The sequence below is a fragment of the uncultured Marivirga sp. genome (genome assembly GCF_963974845.1).
Taxonomy (GTDB): domain Bacteria; phylum Bacteroidota; class Bacteroidia; order Cytophagales; family Cyclobacteriaceae; genus Marivirga; species Marivirga harenae.
Window position 1 is genome coordinate 304,630 of record NZ_CAXBEQ010000001.1, and the last position, 16,695, is coordinate 321,324.

25 protein-coding genes are annotated in these 16,695 nt (G+C 37.0%); all 25 read left to right on the plus strand.

Features of this window, described 5'->3' with window-relative positions:
- The first annotated feature begins 49 nt into the window (after positions 1–49).
- The 25 genes from rpoC to rpmD all read left to right on the plus strand — a co-directional run bounded on the left by rpoC (position 50) and on the right by rpmD (position 16,694).
- On the plus strand, positions 50–4,348 hold the full coding sequence (gene rpoC / locus AAC601_RS01335; protein WP_340152262.1) for a DNA-directed RNA polymerase subunit beta': 4,299 nt from the start codon (positions 50–52) through the stop codon (positions 4,346–4,348).
- 37 nt (positions 4,349–4,385) lie between these two features.
- Positions 4,386–4,712: a DUF3467 domain-containing protein gene (locus AAC601_RS01340; protein WP_303272003.1), complete on the plus strand. Its 327-nt coding sequence runs from the start codon at positions 4,386–4,388 to the stop codon at positions 4,710–4,712.
- A 126-nt stretch (positions 4,713–4,838) separates the two neighbouring features.
- Positions 4,839–5,213 carry a 30S ribosomal protein S12 gene (gene rpsL / locus AAC601_RS01345; protein ID WP_013455147.1) on the plus strand — a complete coding sequence of 125 codons (375 nt, stop codon included), beginning with the start codon at positions 4,839–4,841 and terminating at the stop codon, positions 5,211–5,213.
- A 6-nt stretch (positions 5,214–5,219) separates the two neighbouring features.
- Positions 5,220–5,687 (plus strand): 30S ribosomal protein S7, encoded by a 468-nt coding sequence (gene rpsG, locus AAC601_RS01350; RefSeq protein WP_303272005.1) that lies wholly within the window; start codon positions 5,220–5,222, stop codon positions 5,685–5,687.
- A gap of 12 nt (positions 5,688–5,699) precedes the next feature.
- Positions 5,700–7,817 (plus strand): elongation factor G, encoded by a 2,118-nt coding sequence (gene fusA / locus AAC601_RS01355; RefSeq protein ID WP_303272006.1) that lies wholly within the window; start codon positions 5,700–5,702, stop codon positions 7,815–7,817.
- A gap of 9 nt (positions 7,818–7,826) precedes the next feature.
- Positions 7,827–8,132, plus strand: a complete 306-nt coding sequence (gene rpsJ / locus AAC601_RS01360; RefSeq protein WP_013455150.1) for a 30S ribosomal protein S10 — start codon at positions 7,827–7,829, stop codon at positions 8,130–8,132.
- A 178-nt stretch (positions 8,133–8,310) separates the two neighbouring features.
- Positions 8,311–8,949, plus strand: a complete 639-nt coding sequence (gene rplC, locus AAC601_RS01365; protein ID WP_303272008.1) for a 50S ribosomal protein L3 — start codon at positions 8,311–8,313, stop codon at positions 8,947–8,949.
- Between the two features lie 2 nt (positions 8,950–8,951).
- Positions 8,952–9,578 (plus strand): 50S ribosomal protein L4, encoded by a 627-nt coding sequence (rplD, locus tag AAC601_RS01370; protein WP_340152263.1) that lies wholly within the window; start codon positions 8,952–8,954, stop codon positions 9,576–9,578.
- 5 nt (positions 9,579–9,583) lie between these two features.
- Positions 9,584–9,871, plus strand: coding sequence for a 50S ribosomal protein L23 (rplW, locus tag AAC601_RS01375; RefSeq protein ID WP_303272010.1), 288 nt, complete (start codon positions 9,584–9,586; stop codon positions 9,869–9,871).
- Positions 9,872–9,882: 11 nt separating this feature from the next.
- Positions 9,883–10,704 carry a 50S ribosomal protein L2 gene (gene rplB, locus AAC601_RS01380; RefSeq protein WP_303272011.1) on the plus strand — a complete coding sequence of 274 codons (822 nt, stop codon included), beginning with the start codon at positions 9,883–9,885 and terminating at the stop codon, positions 10,702–10,704.
- Positions 10,705–10,707: 3 nt separating this feature from the next.
- Positions 10,708–10,986 (plus strand): 30S ribosomal protein S19, encoded by a 279-nt coding sequence (gene rpsS / locus AAC601_RS01385; RefSeq protein ID WP_303272012.1) that lies wholly within the window; start codon positions 10,708–10,710, stop codon positions 10,984–10,986.
- The gene (rplV, locus tag AAC601_RS01390; protein ID WP_303272013.1) at positions 10,986–11,372 is read left to right on the plus strand and encodes a 50S ribosomal protein L22; all 387 of its coding nucleotides are present in this window, start codon (positions 10,986–10,988) and stop codon (positions 11,370–11,372) included. Before rpsS ends, rplV begins: the two co-directional genes overlap by 1 nt.
- Positions 11,373–11,374: 2 nt before the next feature.
- Positions 11,375–12,106 carry a 30S ribosomal protein S3 gene (rpsC, locus tag AAC601_RS01395; RefSeq protein WP_303272014.1) on the plus strand — a complete coding sequence of 244 codons (732 nt, stop codon included), beginning with the start codon at positions 11,375–11,377 and terminating at the stop codon, positions 12,104–12,106.
- A gap of 30 nt (positions 12,107–12,136) precedes the next feature.
- Positions 12,137–12,571: a 50S ribosomal protein L16 gene (rplP, locus tag AAC601_RS01400; RefSeq protein ID WP_303272016.1), complete on the plus strand. Its 435-nt coding sequence runs from the start codon at positions 12,137–12,139 to the stop codon at positions 12,569–12,571.
- Entirely contained in the window at positions 12,568–12,762 is a 195-nt protein-coding gene (gene rpmC / locus AAC601_RS01405; protein ID WP_013455159.1) for a 50S ribosomal protein L29, read from the plus strand. The genes rplP and rpmC overlap by 4 nt, the downstream gene beginning before the upstream one ends.
- Before the next feature lie 8 nt (positions 12,763–12,770).
- Positions 12,771–13,025 (plus strand): 30S ribosomal protein S17, encoded by a 255-nt coding sequence (gene rpsQ, locus AAC601_RS01410; RefSeq protein ID WP_085518301.1) that lies wholly within the window; start codon positions 12,771–12,773, stop codon positions 13,023–13,025.
- Positions 13,026–13,027: 2 nt separating this feature from the next.
- Positions 13,028–13,396, plus strand: coding sequence for a 50S ribosomal protein L14 (rplN, locus tag AAC601_RS01415; RefSeq protein ID WP_303272018.1), 369 nt, complete (start codon positions 13,028–13,030; stop codon positions 13,394–13,396).
- 4 nt (positions 13,397–13,400) lie between these two features.
- Positions 13,401–13,748, plus strand: a complete 348-nt coding sequence (rplX, locus tag AAC601_RS01420) for a 50S ribosomal protein L24 (protein WP_340152264.1) — start codon at positions 13,401–13,403, stop codon at positions 13,746–13,748.
- On the plus strand, positions 13,741–14,298 hold the full coding sequence (gene rplE / locus AAC601_RS01425; protein WP_303272020.1) for a 50S ribosomal protein L5: 558 nt from the start codon (positions 13,741–13,743) through the stop codon (positions 14,296–14,298). Before rplX ends, rplE begins: the two co-directional genes overlap by 8 nt.
- A gap of 2 nt (positions 14,299–14,300) precedes the next feature.
- Positions 14,301–14,570: a 30S ribosomal protein S14 gene (gene rpsN / locus AAC601_RS01430; protein WP_303272021.1), complete on the plus strand. Its 270-nt coding sequence runs from the start codon at positions 14,301–14,303 to the stop codon at positions 14,568–14,570.
- A gap of 91 nt (positions 14,571–14,661) precedes the next feature.
- Positions 14,662–15,060 carry a 30S ribosomal protein S8 gene (rpsH, locus tag AAC601_RS01435; RefSeq protein ID WP_303272022.1) on the plus strand — a complete coding sequence of 133 codons (399 nt, stop codon included), beginning with the start codon at positions 14,662–14,664 and terminating at the stop codon, positions 15,058–15,060.
- Between the two features lie 9 nt (positions 15,061–15,069).
- Complete coding sequence (gene rplF / locus AAC601_RS01440) at positions 15,070–15,624, plus strand: 50S ribosomal protein L6 (protein WP_303272024.1); 555 nt, start codon at positions 15,070–15,072, stop codon at positions 15,622–15,624.
- 8 nt (positions 15,625–15,632) lie between these two features.
- Positions 15,633–15,983: a 50S ribosomal protein L18 gene (gene rplR / locus AAC601_RS01445; RefSeq protein ID WP_303272025.1), complete on the plus strand. Its 351-nt coding sequence runs from the start codon at positions 15,633–15,635 to the stop codon at positions 15,981–15,983.
- Between the two features lie 4 nt (positions 15,984–15,987).
- Positions 15,988–16,506 carry a 30S ribosomal protein S5 gene (rpsE, locus tag AAC601_RS01450; RefSeq protein ID WP_303272026.1) on the plus strand — a complete coding sequence of 173 codons (519 nt, stop codon included), beginning with the start codon at positions 15,988–15,990 and terminating at the stop codon, positions 16,504–16,506.
- A 5-nt stretch (positions 16,507–16,511) separates the two neighbouring features.
- On the plus strand, positions 16,512–16,694 hold the full coding sequence (gene rpmD / locus AAC601_RS01455) for a 50S ribosomal protein L30 (RefSeq protein ID WP_303272027.1): 183 nt from the start codon (positions 16,512–16,514) through the stop codon (positions 16,692–16,694).
- Position 16,695 lies beyond the last annotated feature (1 nt).

Consider the following 16,695-nt stretch of genomic DNA (forward strand, 5'->3'; position numbering starts at 1 on the left):
TCAATTGTTTTATCGGGGTTGTTACTGACCCCATTTAGATACATTTATTATGGCGTTCAAAAAAAATAAAAAGATTAACACTGACTTCTCTAAAATCACCATTAGTTTAGCTTCTCCAGAATCTATTTTGGAAAGCTCACACGGTGAAGTCACACAGCCAGAAACTATCAATTACAGAACTTATAAGCCGGAAATGGGTGGTTTGTTCTGTGAAAGAATATTCGGTCCGGTTAAAGACTGGGAATGTCATTGTGGGAAATATAAAAGAATCAGATACAAAGGCATTATCTGTGATAGATGTGGTGTTGAAGTAACTGAGAAAAAAGTACGTAGAGAAAGAATGGGTCACATCGAATTGGTTGTGCCTGTTGCTCATATCTGGTATTTCAAATCTTTACCTAACAAAATTGGTTATTTATTAGGTTTACCGACCAAAAAGCTTGACCAAATTATTTATTACGAAAGGTATGTTGTTATACAGCCTGGTGTAAAGGAAGAGGATGGAATTGCGCACATGGATTTCTTGACGGAAGATGAGTATTTAGATATTTTAGACAAGCTTCCTGCAGAAAATCAGAAGTTAGACGATGACGATCCTAACAAATTCATTGCCAAAATGGGTGCGGAATCATTGGATATGTTATTGAACAGAATCCAGTTGGATGAACTTTCTTACGAATTAAGACATCAAGCAGCTACTGATACTTCTCAGCAAAGAAAAGCAGAAGCTTTAAAAAGATTGAGAGTAGTTGAAGCTTTCCGTGATGCTAGAACAAGAATTGAAAACCGTCCTGAATGGATGATCATCAGAATGGTACCTGTTATTCCACCAGAATTGAGACCTTTGGTTCCATTAGATGGTGGTAGATTTGCTACTTCTGATTTAAATGATTTATACAGGAGAGTAATTATCAGAAATAATCGTCTTAAAAGATTGATCGATATCAAAGCTCCTGAAGTAATCCTTAGGAATGAAAAAAGGATGCTACAAGAAGCGGTTGATTCATTGTTCGATAATTCTAGAAAAGTAAATGCAGTAAGATCTGATGGAAACAGAGCCTTGAAATCTCTTTCTGATATGCTGAAAGGTAAGCAGGGTAGATTCCGTCAAAACTTGCTAGGTAAAAGGGTAGATTATTCAGGTCGTTCTGTTATTGTGGTAGGACCTGAATTGAAAATGCATGAATGTGGTTTACCTAAAAATATGGCTGCAGAGCTATTTAAGCCATTCATTATCCGTAAATTAATTGAAAGGGGTATTGTCAAAACTGTTAAATCAGCCAAAAAGATTGTTGACAGAAAGGATCCTGTGGTTTGGGATATCTTGGAGAACGTGATGAAAGGACATCCTGTCCTATTGAACAGAGCACCAACTCTTCACAGGTTAGGTATCCAGGCATTTCAGCCTAAATTAATTGAAGGAAAAGCAATCCAATTACACCCGTTAGCATGTACAGCATTTAATGCCGATTTTGATGGTGACCAGATGGCTGTTCATGTACCATTAGGACATGAAGCAATCTTGGAAGCTTCTACTTTAATGCTTTCTTCACATAATATTTTGAACCCAGCAAACGGGGCTCCTATTACTGTTCCTTCTCAGGATATGGTTCTAGGTTTATATTATGTATCCAAAGGTAGAAAATCTACGAAGGAGGAGCCTGTACTAGGTGAAGGAAAAGTATTCTATAGTGCAGAAGAAGTTATCATTGCTATCAATGAACAAAAAGTTTCGAAACATGCCAATATTAAATTAAGAACTAAAGTTCGTAATGCTGATGGTGAGCTTGAAACTAAGATAATAGAAACAGTTGCTGGTAGAGTTATTTTCAATGAAAGTGTGCCTGCTGAAGTTGGTTATATTGATCAATTATTGACTAAGAAAAACCTACAGGGTATTATCGCTCATGTTTATAAATTAGCAGGTTCAGCTAAAACTGCGAAATTCTTGGACGACATTAAAGAATTAGGATTCCAAAGTGCCTACAAAGGTGGTCTTTCAATGGGACTTGGTGATATTATGGTTCCAGAAGTAAAAGACACTTTAGTTGAACAAGCCAAAGAAGAAGTTGACGCAGTTTGGAATAACTACTTAATGGGTCTTATTACTGATAATGAGCGATACAATCAAGTAATTGATATTTGGACTAGAATTAACTCTCAATTGACTAATACTCTAATGCAACAATTAGAGGAAGATAATCAAGGGTTTAACTCTATCTATATGATGATGCACTCTGGTGCTCGTGGATCAAGAGAGCAAATCCGTCAGTTGGGTGGTATGAGAGGTTTGATGGCTAAGCCACAAAAAAATCTTGCCGGTTCTGTTGGTGGTATTATTGAAAACCCAATTCTATCTAACTTCCGTGAGGGGCTAGATGTAATTGAGTACTTTATTTCAACCCACGGTGCTAGAAAAGGTCTTGCAGATACTGCATTGAAAACAGCTGATGCTGGTTACTTAACAAGAAGACTTGTTGATGTTGCTCAGGATGTGGTTGTAAATGAAGTAGATTGCGGAACACTTAGAGGTCTTACAGTTTCGGCATTAAAAGATAATGACGAAATTGTTGAATCTTTAGCAGAAAGAATATTAGGTCGAGTAAGTGTGCATGATGTTTACCATCCACAAACTGAGGAGCTAATTGTAGAATCTGGTGAAACTATCACTGATGATATTTGCGATAAGATTGACGAGGCAATAATTGAGGAAGTTGAAATTAGATCTGTTTTAACTTGTGAAACTCAACAAGGGGTTTGTAGCAAGTGTTATGGAAGAAACCTAACTACTTCTAAAATTGCACAAAAAGGTGACTCAGTTGGTGTTATTGCAGCCCAATCTATTGGTGAACCAGGTACTCAGTTAACATTAAGAACCTTCCACGTTGGGGGTACTGCATCTAACATTGCTGTAGAAGCTACAATTAAAGCCAAAACTGCTGGTGTTGTAGAGTTCGAAGACTTAAGAGCAATTCAATCTACTGACGATGAAGGTGAATCAAGAACTGTTGTTATGGGTAGGTCTGGCGAAATTAAGATCATCGATCCTAAGAGCAAAAAGGTTTTAATGAGTAATCATGTTCCTTACAGTGCTACTCTTAAAGTTAAAGAAGGAGAGAAAGTAGAAAAAGATCAGGAACTTTGTTTCTGGGATCCATATAATGCGGTAATTCTTTCTGAATTCGAAGGTGTAACAGAATTTGAAAGCATAGAAGAAGGAATTACTTATAAAGAGGAATCTGATGAACAAACTGGCCACAGGGAAAAAGTTATTATTGATACAAAAGATAAAACTAAAAACCCTGCAGTTATAGTTAATACTAAAGGTCAGGACCCAAAAACTTACAATATCCCAGTTGGAGCTCACTTGTCAGTTGATGAAGGTGCAAAAATAAAACCAGGACAGATTTTGGCTAAAATACCAAGATCGACAAGTAAGTCTAAGGATATTACAGGGGGGCTTCCAAGGGTAACTGAGCTTTTTGAAGCAAGGAATCCTTCAAACCCCGCGGTAGTATCTGAGATTGACGGAGTAGTGACTTTTGGAGGTATCAAAAGAGGAAATAGAGAAATATTCATTGAATCGAAAGACGGTGTTAAGAAAAGATATTTAGTTTCTCTTTCTAAGCATATCTTAGTTCAAGATAATGACTTTGTTAAAGCAGGATATGCATTGTCTGATGGTGCAACTACTCCTTCTGATATCTTGTCTATTAAAGGTCCAACTGCAGTTCAGGAATATATTGTAAATGAGATTCAGGAAGTTTACCGATTACAAGGTGTGAAAATTAACGATAAGCACATTGAAGTAATTGTTAGACAAATGATGCAAAAGGTTCAAGTACTAGAATCAGGAGATACTACTTTCCTACCAAATCAAGTTGTTGATCGCTTTGTTTTCAGAGAAGAGAACGATAGGATTTTAGACATGAAAGTGGTGACTGAAGCAGGTGATTCGCCAAACTTAAAGCCAGGTCAAATTATTTCAGCTAGAAAACTCAGAGATGAAAATTCTACGCTGAAAAGAAAAGACTTGAAATTGGTAAAAACCAGAGATGCAGAACCTGCAGTTTCTAAGCCAAACTTGCAAGGAATAACCCAAGCATCTTTAGGTACTGAAAGCTTTATTTCAGCGGCATCATTCCAGGAAACTACAAAAGTTTTAAGTGAGGCTTCGATTAGAGGTAAAGCTGATCATTTGTTAGGTCTTAAAGAGAATGTAATTGTAGGACATCTAATCCCTGCAGGTACTGGTTTGAAAGATTGGACAGAAATGATTGTCGGTTCACAAGAGGAACTTGATAGCATGAAAGAAAGTAAAGTAACAGAAGAAAAGACTGAAGCTTAATTCAGTCTTTCTCTTTCAAATAAATCCAACATATAAAATGGAGGAACAAAAAGGAAATAAGAAACAGCAGAATCAAATTAATATTGAGCTTCCTGAAGATGTAGCTGAAGGAGTTTATGCTAATTTGGCGATGGTGGCGCACTCTAATAGTGAATTTGTAATTGATTTTATTCGCTTAATGCCAGGAGTACCAAAAGCAAAAGTTAAGTCTAGAGTTGTAGTTACTCCAGAACATGCAAAAAGGTTGCTCAATGCATTAAAGGATAATATCAATAAGTACGAGAAAAATTTCGGACCTATTAAACAATCAGAGGAATCTCCGAAATTCCCAATGAATTTTGGGTCAAATGTTGGAGAAGCTTAAGCTTATTCCTTATAAATTAGAGGATTGTGAAAATATTTAATCAGATGTGTTTGGATAATGCATCTGATTTTCTACCTTTGCAGTCCTAAAAATCTCAAGTAGTAATAGAAGATAAAGTTATAATAAATGCCTACTATACAACAATTAGTTAAAAAGGGTAGAAAGAAATTGACTTCAAAGTCAAAATCTCCTGCTTTGGATTCTTGCCCACAAAGAAGGGGTGTATGTACTCGTGTTTATACCACCACTCCTAAAAAGCCAAACTCAGCAATGAGAAAAGTGGCTAGGGTTAGGTTAACCAATCAAAAAGAAGTGAATGCGTACATCCCTGGTGAAGGTCACAACCTACAAGAACACTCAATAGTGTTGATTAGGGGTGGAAGAGTTAAAGATTTACCCGGTGTGAGATATCACATCATCAGGGGAGCATTGGATACTGCCGGTGTAAACGGACGTACTCAAAGAAGATCAAAATACGGAGCAAAAAGACCTAAGAAATAAAATAAGATGAGGAAAGCAAAACCAAAAAAACGATATATTCTTCCAGATCCTAAGTTTGGGGATACTTTGGTAACAAAGTTTGTGAACTACCTTATGGTGGATGGAAAGAAAAGTATTGCTTACAGCATTTTCTATGATGCATTAAGTATGGTAGAAGAAAAAACAAAAGAGAACGGATTGGAAGTTTGGAAAAAAGCTTTATCCAATATTTCTCCTGCTGTTGAAGTGAAAAGTAGAAGGGTTGGTGGAGCAACATTTCAAGTGCCTCTTGAGGTTCGTCCTGAAAGAAAGATTTCATTGGGAATCAAATGGATGATCACTTTCGCACGAAAAAGAGGTGAAAAAACCATGACCGAACGTTTAGCCGGTGAAGTCATCGCTGCTTCCAAAGGTGAAGGAGCTGCTATCAAAAAGAAGGATGATACGCACAGAATGGCTGAAGCAAATAAAGCATTTTCTCATTTTAGATTTTAAAAGCTAATTATAATGGCAAGAGATCTCAGACTAACACGTAATATAGGTATCGCAGCTCATATCGATGCCGGAAAAACTACTACTACAGAAAGGATTTTATACTATACTGGTGTAAGTCACAAATTAGGAGAGGTTCATGATGGTGCGGCCACTATGGACTGGATGGAACAGGAGCAAGAAAGAGGGATTACAATTACTTCTGCCGCGACAACTGTTTTCTGGCCTTACAAAGACGAAGAGTATCATATTAATATTATTGATACTCCAGGTCACGTTGATTTTACTGTAGAAGTAAACAGATCATTAAGAGTTTTGGATGGTTTAGTTTTCTTGTTTAGTGCGGTTGATGGTGTTGAACCTCAATCTGAAACTAACTGGAGACTGGCTGACAATTATAATGTTTCTAGGCTTGGTTTTGTTAATAAAATGGACCGAGACGGAGCAGACTTCTTAAACGTGTGTAAGCAAGTTAAGGAAATGTTAGGTACTAAGTCAGTTCCTTTACAATTACCTATCGGTGCAGAGGGTAATTTTAAAGGTGTTGTTGATTTAGTTGAAATGAAAGCCTTTGTTTGGAATGATGAAGATCAAGGGATGACATGGGAAGAGATAGAAATACCTGCAGATATGCAAGATGAGGTGAGCGAATATCGCGAGCACTTATTAGAATCTGTTGCAGAGTATGATGAGTCTTTAATGGAGAAATACTTTGAAGATCCTGAATCTATTACTAGAGATGAAGTAATCGCTGCTTTAAGAGCTGCTACTTTAGATTTAGCTTTTGTTCCGATGTTATGCGGTTCAGCATTCAAAAATAAAGGAGTTCAAACTTTATTGAACTATGTAATGGAATTATTACCTTCTCCATTAGATAGAGATAATATTGTTGGGACAAATCCTGATACAGATGAGAAAACAAGTAGAAAACCGACTTCTGAAGATCCTTTCGCAGCTCTAGCATTTAAGATTGCTACGGATCCATTTGTTGGACGCTTATGCTTTGTTAGGTCTTATTCTGGAACATTAGATTCTGGTTCTTATGTGTTTAACACAAGAACTAATAAGAAAGAAAGAATTTCAAGAATCTTCCAAATGCACGCAAACAAACAAAACCAAATTGATACGCTTCATGCTGGTGATATTGCTGCAGTTGTAGGGTTTAAAGATATTAAGACAGGTGATACGCTTTGTAACGAGAAACATAAAATTGTTCTTGAATCAATGACATTCCCTGAGCCAGTTATCGGTTATGCTATCGAACCTAAGACTCAAGCCGATGTGGATAAAATGGGTATGGCGATTGCAAAATTGGTAGAGGAAGATCCAACTTTATTGGTAAATACAGATGAAGAAACTGGTCAGACAATCCTAAGAGGAATGGGAGAGTTGCACTTGGATATCATCATGGATCGTTTGAAAAGAGAATTTAAAGTTGATATTAATCAAGGTGCTCCTCAGGTTGCTTACAAAGAAGCTATATCGAGCTTAGTAGATCACAAAGAGGTTTATAAGAAGCAATCAGGTGGTAAAGGTAAGTTTGCTGATATCGTATTTAAATTGTCTCCTGCTGAACCAGATGAAAAAGGTGAAATTCAACCTGGTTTGCAATTCGATAATAAAATCACTGGCGGTGTAATTCCTAAGGAATTTATTCCGGCAATTCAAAAAGGATTTACTGAGGCAATGTCAAATGGTCCTTTAGCTGGATATCCTATTGAGGCAATGAAAGTTGAATTATATCATGGTAGTTTCCATGATGTCGATTCAGATGCTTTATCTTTTGAGTTGGCAGCAAGAATTGGTTTTAAAGAAGCAGCTAAGAAGGCAGGACCTCAATTGTTAGAGCCTGTGATGAAGGTGGAAGTTCTTACTCCAGAAGAATACACTGGCCCTGTTACAGGCGATTTAAATAAAAGAAGAGGTTTGATGAAAGGGATGGATCCTAAAGGTGCTGCTCAGGTAATTAGAGCTGACGTTCCATTGTCTGAATTATTTGGATATGTTACTGACTTAAGAACCATTAGTTCTGGTAGAGCGACTGCATCCTTAACTTTTTCACACTATGACCCAGTTCCTCGAAATATTGCGGATGAAGTTATTGCAAAATCAAAAGGGGAGACTGTTAAATAATTAGGAATCATGAATCAAAAAATTAGAATAAAGTTAAAATCATACGATCACAATTTAGTAGACAAGTCTTCTGAGAAAATTGTGAGAGCTGTAAAGACAACAGGTGCAGTAGTGAGTGGTCCTATTCCTTTGCCTACTGAAAAAGAGATTTTTACAGTATTGCGTTCACCGCATGTGAATAAAAAATCACGTGAACAATATCAATTGTGTACTTTCAAAAGATTGGTTGATATTTATTCAAATAGTGCGAAAACCGTTGATGCTTTAATGAAACTTGAGCTTCCTAGTGGAGTTGATGTAGAGATTAAGGTGTAATTGTACAATATTAAAAATGAGAAAACCAATGGTCTGTGAATCATTGGTTTTTCTTTTTTAGAATTTAGTATTTTTTAGTGTTGTAAGTTTTGTAGCTTATAATATTTTACTAACTTTGCAGTCCTTTCGGGAAAAGCTACGGTAAAACCCGTTTAAAGGTTGTTAATCAAACTTAATAATGTCTGGAATAATAGGAAAAAAAATCGGAATGACTAGTATCTACGGTGTCGATGGACGAAATGTCGCATGCACGGTGATAGAGGCTGGTCCTTGTGTGGTTACACAAGTAAAAAAAGAGGAGACCGATGGTTATTCTGCTATTCAATTGGGCTATGACGAGCGCAAGGAGAAGAATACACCAAAAGCATTGCAGGGGCATTTTAAAAATGCTCAAACAACGCCTAAGAAGAAACTAGCTGAGTTTCGTGAATACGAAGGTTACGACACTTTCGTGGATAACTATAGTTTAGGTCAGACAGTGACCATCAGCGATGTTTTTGAAGAAGGTGATTTTGTTGATGTTGCAGGTTCTTCCAAAGGTAAAGGATTCCAAGGTGTTGTAAAACGTCATGGTTTCGGTGGGGTTGGTCAAGCGACTCACGGTCAACATAATAGACAAAGAGCACCGGGTTCGATCGGTGGTGCTTCTTATCCGGCAAGAGTATTTCCGGGTATGCGTATGGCTGGTAGAACAGGTGGGGAGAGAGTTAAGAACACCAACTTAAAGGTGTTGAAGATTATCCCTGAGAAGAACTTACTATTAGTAAGTGGGTCAATACCAGGTGCTAAAAATTCATTTGTAATAATAGAGAAATAAAGATGGAGCTTTCAATTTTAAAACATACAGGCGAAGACACCGGAAGAAAAGTTTCTTTATCGGATGCCATCTTTGATATAGAGCCAAATGATCACGCTATTTATTTAGATGTGAAACAGAAAATGGCTAATGCGAGACAAGGAACGCATAAATCTAAAGAGAGAGCGGAAATTTCTGGGTCAACTAGGAAAATCAAAAAGCAAAAAGGTACTGGTACTGCACGTGCTGGTAGTATTAAGTCACCGATCTTTAAAGGTGGTGGTAGAGTATTCGGACCAAGACCAAAAGACTACAGCTTCAAATTAAATAAAAAGTTAAAAGCAGTTGCTAGAAAATCGGCTTTAACTTATAAAGCAAAGGATCAGATGATTTCTGTATTAGAGGGATTCACTTTTAATGAAGTGAAAACTAAGAACTATACGGAAATGCTGAACAAATTGTCTTTGGATAATAAAAAGACACTTTTGGTTCTTCCGGAGGTAGATAAAAACATTGTTTTGTCTGGAAGAAATATTAAGAATACGCAAGTAACTACAGTTGATTCATTAAATACGTATGATGTACTTCATGCTGATCAGTTGCTTTTCGTTGAAGGTTCTTTAGAGAAAATTGAAAACTTATTTAAGTAAAAGATATGAGCGTTTTAGTTAAACCATTAGTAACGGAAAAAGTCTCAGCCCTCAACGAAAAAGGTAAATATGGATTTGTTGTAGATATCAATGCAAACAAAATCCAAATTAAAGCTGAGGTTGAAAAAACTTACGGTGTAAATGTAGAGAGTATAAATACCATGAAATATTTGGGAAAGCAGAAATCTCGTTACACTAAGTCTAGGATTCTTACTGGAAGAAAGCCTAGTTTCAAAAAAGCAATTGTAACTGTAGCAGAAGGAGAGGTAATCGATTTCTACAGCGAAATTTAATGATCTGAAAAATGGCAGTTAAAAAATTAAGACCAGTTACAGCTGGACAAAGATATAGGTTAGCACCGGTTTATACCGAGCTTAGCAAGGTGGCTCCCGAAAAGTCATTGTTGGCTCCAAGTAAAAAATCAGGTGGAAGAAACAATTCAGGACGGATGACTATGCGCTACTTAGGTGGTGGGCATAAGCAGAGTTTGAGGATTGTTGACTTTAAAAGGAATAAGTTTAACATTCCTGCTAAAGTAGCTACTTTAGAGTATGATCCAGGAAGAACAGCTTTTATTGCATTGTTGCATTATGCTGATGGAGAGAAAAGATACATCTTGGCTCCCAATGGGTTGAAAGTAGGAGATAGCATTGTTTCAGGTAAAGGCATAGCACCAGAAGTGGGAAATGCATTACCATTATCGGATATACCTTTGGGTACCATTATCCATAATATTGAAATTAAGCCTGGTGCAGGTGGTGCTATGTCAAGAAGTGCAGGTTCTTATGCTCAATTGTTGGCCAGAGATGGTAAATATGCGACTTTGAAATTGCCTTCTGGTGAGATGAGATTGGTTTTAGCTACATGCATGGCCACAGTGGGAACTGTGTCAAATGCGGATCACATGATTGTGAAATTAGGTAAGGCTGGTCGTAAACGGTGGTTGGGAAGAAGACCTAGAACAAGAGCAGTTGTTATGAACCCAGTTGATCACCCGATGGGTGGTGGTGAGGGTAGAGCCTCAGGCGGTCACCCACGATCAAGAAAAGGTTTATTGGCTAAAGGTTTAAAAACCAGAACGCCTAAGAAATATTCCAATAAATTAATTATCGGTAAAAAGAAATAATAGATGGCTAGATCATTAAAAAAAGGACCTTATATCGACTTTCGTCTTGAGAAGAAAGTTGATAACATGAATGACTCCGGTAAGAAATCGGTTATCAAAACTTGGTCAAGAAGATCTATGATTTCTCCTGATTTTGTTGGTCATACTTTTGCAGTACATAACGGGAATAAGTTTATTCCAGTATATGTAACTGAAAACATGGTAGGACATAAACTAGGTGAATTTTCACCGACCAGAAATTTCAGGGGTCATATAAACAAAAAAGATAAAGGTAAGAGATAATGGAAGCAATAGCTAAATTAAATAACGTACCTACTTCTCCTAGAAAAATGAGGATGGTAGTGGATCTTATCAGAGGAGAAAAAGTGAATCGTGCTTTGAACATTTTAAAGTTTGAATCTAAGCATGGTGCTGCTAGAATTGAGAAATTATTGCTTTCTGCAATTGCCAACTGGCAACAAGCAAATCCTGAACTTGATCTTGAAGATGCGGATTTATTTGTAAAGTCTGTTCAAGTTGATGGTGGTAGGGTTTTGAAAAGATTAAGACCTGCCCCTCAAGGTAGAGCTCATAGAATTAGAAAAAGATCAAACCATGTAACTTTGATTGTTGACAGTGCTGCGGACAAAGCGGTATTGGCTGAATCTGATAACGCTGAAAATAAATAACAATGGGACAGAAAGTTAATCCAATAGGTTTTCGTTTAGGAATTGTTCGTGGTTGGGAATCCAACTGGTACGGAGGAAAAGGCTTGTCTTTTTCTGACAAACTAATCGAAGATCAAAAGATAAGAGAATATATATTAGCTCGTATTCCTAAAGGAGGAATCTCTAAGATTGTTATCGAAAGAACTTTAAAAAGAATCACTTTAACAGTTCATACTGCTAGGCCAGGTGTTGTAATCGGAAAAGGTGGTAGTGAAGTAGATAAGTTAAAAGAAGAGCTTAAAAAATTAACTGGCAAAGATGTTCAGATAAATATTTTTGAGATCAAGCGTCCGGAGTTAGATGCTAAATTAATTGGTGAATCTATTGGTCAGCAGTTAAAAGCAAGAATTTCCTACAGGAGAGCAATGAAGCAAGCAATTGCTTCAGCAATGAGGGTAGGTGCTCAAGGGATAAAAGTTAAAGTTTCAGGTCGTTTAGGCGGTGCTGAAATGGCACGTACCGAAATGTACAAAGAAGGAAGAATTCCTTTGCATACTTTAAGGGCGGATATCGACTATGAAACAACTCATGCACATACAATATATGGAACTATTGGTGTAAAAGTATGGGTTTTCAAAGGAGAGGTTTTCGGCAAGAGAGACTTGTCGCTGAATGTTGGGGCAGGTACTCCTGGAAAAGGTGGTGGCCCGGCTAATAATAGAAGAAGTGAACGTCCTAAAAGAAAGCGTAAGTAATCGCTTTCTTGGTTTAAAAATATTTGAGAAATGTTACAGCCAAAGAGAACAAAATTTAGGAAAAAGCAAAAGGGAAGAGTAAAAGGTATTGCTCAAAGAGGGCATAGAATAGCTTTCGGTAGTTTTGCTTTGAAGTCACTGGAGCCGGGTTGGATTACCAGTAGACAAATAGAGGCCGCAAGGATTGCCATGACTAGGGCGATGAAGAGGCAAGGTCAGGTTTGGATTAGGATTTTCCCAGACAAACCTATAACGAAGAAACCTGCAGAGGTTCGTATGGGTAAAGGTAAAGGGGCGCCAGAATATTGGGTAGCCACCGTTAAACCAGGAACCATTATGTTTGAAGCTGGTGGTGTACCGATGGATTTAGCTAAAGAAGCTTTAAGATTGGCAGCACAAAAATTGCCGGTTAAAACCAAATTTTCAGTAAGAAGGGACTATGCAGAAAACCCTATTGTAATATGAAAAACGCTGATATAAAGAAATTATCCATTGACGAGCTCAATGAGAATATTAAAGTTGAAGGACAAAAGCTTCATAAGTTGAAGTTTGCACATGCGATCTCTCCTATAGAGAATCCTATGCAGATAAGAGATACTCGTAAGAATATTGCTCGTTTGCAGACTGAACTAAGAAGTAAAGTACTTGCTAAATAATTGCTAAGATGGAAAGAAACCTTAGAAAGGAAAGAGTAGGGTTAGTTGTAAGTAACAAAATGGATAAGTCCATTACCGTTTCTGTAGAAAGAAAGGTTAAACACCCTATGTATGGTAAATTCGTAAAGAAAAACACCAAATTCATGGCTCATGATGAGGCTAATGATTGTACGATTGGCGATACTGTCAAAATACAAGAAACACGGCCGTTGAGCAAGAATAAAAAATGGAGATTAGTAGAAATCGTAGAAAGAGCTAAATAACCATGATACAACAAGAATCAAGATTAAGTGTAGCGGATAATAGTGGTGCCAAAGAGGTATTGTGTATCCGTGTATTGGGTGGTACCAAAAGAAGGTATGCCTCCATTGGTGATAAAGTGATTGTAACTGTAAAGTCTGCTCTTTCTTCAAGTAATTTGAAAAAAGGTACTGTTTCTAGAGCCGTGATTGTACGGACTAAGAAAGAGGTGAGAAGAAAAGATGGTTCATATATTCGCTTCGAAGATAATGCTGCTGTATTATTGAATCCTAATGATGAGCCAAGAGGTACTCGTATCTTTGGCCCTGTTGCAAGAGAGTTGCGTGAAAAGCAATTCATGAAAATTGTTTCTTTAGCACCTGAAGTATTATAATATTATGGAGAGGAGAAAAAATAAACAAAGGAAATTTCACATACGCAAAGGCGACACTGTAAAAGTTATAGCCGGTAACGCTAAAGGTAAAACTGGAAAAGTGTTAGAAATGCTAGGTGAAAAAGAAAGAGCTATCGTTGAAGGTGCAAATATTGTTACTAAACATAACAAACCTTCTGCTAATAGTCCTCAAGGTGGTATTGATAAGATTGAAGCGCCTATCCACATCAGTAATTTGATGTTGGTTGATCCAGCTACAGGTGATGCTACTAGAAGCGGACGTAAGCTAGACGAAAACGGTAAATTACAAAGATATTCAAAAAAAACGGGGGAGGTAATCAAAAATGGCTAATCCAAGATTAAAAGAATTATATCTGGGTGAAATAATTCCCGCTTTGAAAGAGAAGTTTCAATATAGCTCTGCTATGGAAGTTCCTAAACTTACTAAAATAGTAATCAATAAAGGAATCGGAGCAGCAACTGCGGATAAGAAGCTAGTAGATACTGGTGTCGAAGAATTGACTATGATAACTGGTCAAAAAGCAGTACCGACATATGCTAAAAATTCAATCTCTAACTTTAAGTTAAGAGAAGGGATGCCGATCGGAGCTAAAGTAACGCTTAGAGGCGAAAAAATGTACGAGTTTTTGGATAGATTATTGTCTGTATCATTGCCTCGTGTACGTGATTTCCAGGGTGTAAAAGACAAAGGTTTTGACGGAAGAGGAAATTATACTCTTGGTGTTAAAGAACAGATTATTTTTCCAGAAATTAGTATTGACAAAGTTTCTACTATTTCAGGTATGGATATAACATTTGTAACCACTGCCAATACGGATGAAGAAAGCTATGAATTGTTGAAAGCTTTCGGAACTCCATTTGCAAGTAAAAACAATCAATAATTATGGCTAGAAAAGCAGTAATTGCCAGAGAAAAGAAGAGAGAAAGACTTGTCGCTAAATTTGCAGCCAAAAGAGCTGAGCTAAAAGCTAATGGCGACTATGAGGCTTTAGATAAATTGCCAAAAAATGCATCTCCAGTAAGATTGCACAACAGATGTAAACTTACAGGTCGTCCAAAAGGGTATATGCGTAAATTTGGGATATCAAGGGTAACGTTCCGTGAAATGGCTTCACAAGGGAAGATACCAGGTGTGACCAAAGCAAGTTGGTGATTTTTAAAATTTTATTTTTATAAACAAATTAATTTCTTAACTTTGCACGCCTGTTTCGGCAGAGCAAGTAGAAATTATAATTAATTAAGAGATGGTAACTGATCCAATAGCTGATTTTCTTACAAGGGTTCGTAATGCTATAAAAGCAAATCACCGAATCGTAGAAGTACCGGCATCAAACTTGAAAAAGAGTATGACCAAGGTGCTTCATGAAAAAGGTTATATCCTGAATTATAAATTTGAGGAGAATAACGGGCAAGGTAATATTAAAATTGCTTTGAAATATGATCCTGAAACAAAAACTCCAGCTATAACCAATTTGGAGAGAGTTTCAAAACCAGGGTTGAGAAAGTACTCTGATTCTGAAAATCTACCAAGGGTGTTAAATGGTTTAGGTGTTGCGATTATGTCGACATCGAAAGGAGTTATTACTGACAAAGAGGCAAGATCGCTGAAAGTTGGTGGTGAAGTATTGTGCTACGTATATTAAAGAATAGAAATGTCACGAATAGGTAAAAGTCTTATAAATCTACCTCAAGATGTAACACTTGAAATTGCTAAAGATAATTTAGTGACGGTAAAGGGTTCAAAGGGTACTCTAACACAGCAAGTAGATCCTGCTATTTCTGTTAAAAATACTGACGGAGTAATAGCACTTGAACGAGCTACGGAGTCAAAAAGACATAAAGCAATGCACGGTTTGTACAGAGCTTTGTTGAATAATATGGTTACTGGTGTTTCAGAAGGCTTTAAAAAGCAATTGGAACTTGTAGGTGTTGGTTACAAAGCGACCGTACAGGGTAATGTATTAGAGTTGAACGTAGGGTATTCTCACAGCATATTATTAGGGTTGCCAGATGAAGTTAAAGCTACTGCTGAAACTGTAAAAGGTCAAAATCCTGTGGTAACTTTAGAGAGTTATGACAAACAATTAATTGGACAAGTAGCCGCTAAAATTAAGTCCCTACGTACTGTAGAACCTTACAAAGGTAAAGGAATTAGGTTTGTTGGTGAACAAGTTAGACGTAAAGCAGGTAAAACTGCCGCTAAATAATATTTAAAATGGCTATTAGTAAACAAAATAGACGAGCTCGAATCAAATTAGGTATTCGTAGAAAGATATCTGGAACTACTGGAACACCTCGTTTGTCGGTATTTAAAAGTAACCGTGCCATTTATGCACAAGTAATCGATGATTTGAAAGGTCATACTTTAGTTGCTGCAAATTCACTTGAACTTGGTGCTAAAAGTAATGCTGATATCGATACGGCTTCAAAAGTAGGTGAAACACTTGCCCAAAGAGCAAAAGATGCAGGCATTGAATCAATTGTATTTGATAGAGGTGGTTACAGATTTCATGGTAGAGTAAAAGCATTGGCTGACGGTGCTCGTAAAGGTGGCTTAAAATTCTAAAAATATGTCTCAGAGTAATATAAAATCTGTAAGAGCAAGCGAAATCGAACTGAAGGAGAAAGTAGTAGCCATTAAAAGGGTTGCTAAAGTGGTAAAAGGAGGTAGAAGATTTAGCTTCTCTGCAATCGTAGTTGTAGGAGATGGTAATGGTGTTGTTGGTTATGGCTTAGGTAAAGCTAATGAAGTGACCGATGCTATTACTAAAGGAATTGATGATGCTAAGAAGAATTTGGTGAAAGTTCCAATCTTAAAAGGTACTGTTCCTCATGAGCAAATTGGCAAATACAGTGGTGGATTTGTGTTGGTTAAACCAGCCTCTCCAGGTACTGGAGTAATTGCTGGAGGTGCAATGCGTGCTGTATTTGAAAGTGCTGGTGTTCATAACGTATTAGCTAAGTCTAAAGGCTCTTCGAATCCGCATAACGTAGTGAAAGCTACTTTCGATGCACTACTTAAATTGAGAGATCCATTTACGGTAGCTAAAGATAGAGGAATTGCACTTTCTAACGTATTTAACGGGTAATTACAATGGCGAAGAAAATTAAGGTAACACAAACCAGAAGTGTAATAGGTAGACCTAAAAATCAAAAGCTGACGATAGAGGCTTTGGGTTTAGGAAGAATTAATAAAACTGTGACTAAAGATTCAACACCTCAGATTGAAGGTATGTTGAAAAAGGTAGCTCACTTAGTTAATGTAACTGAAGGATAAG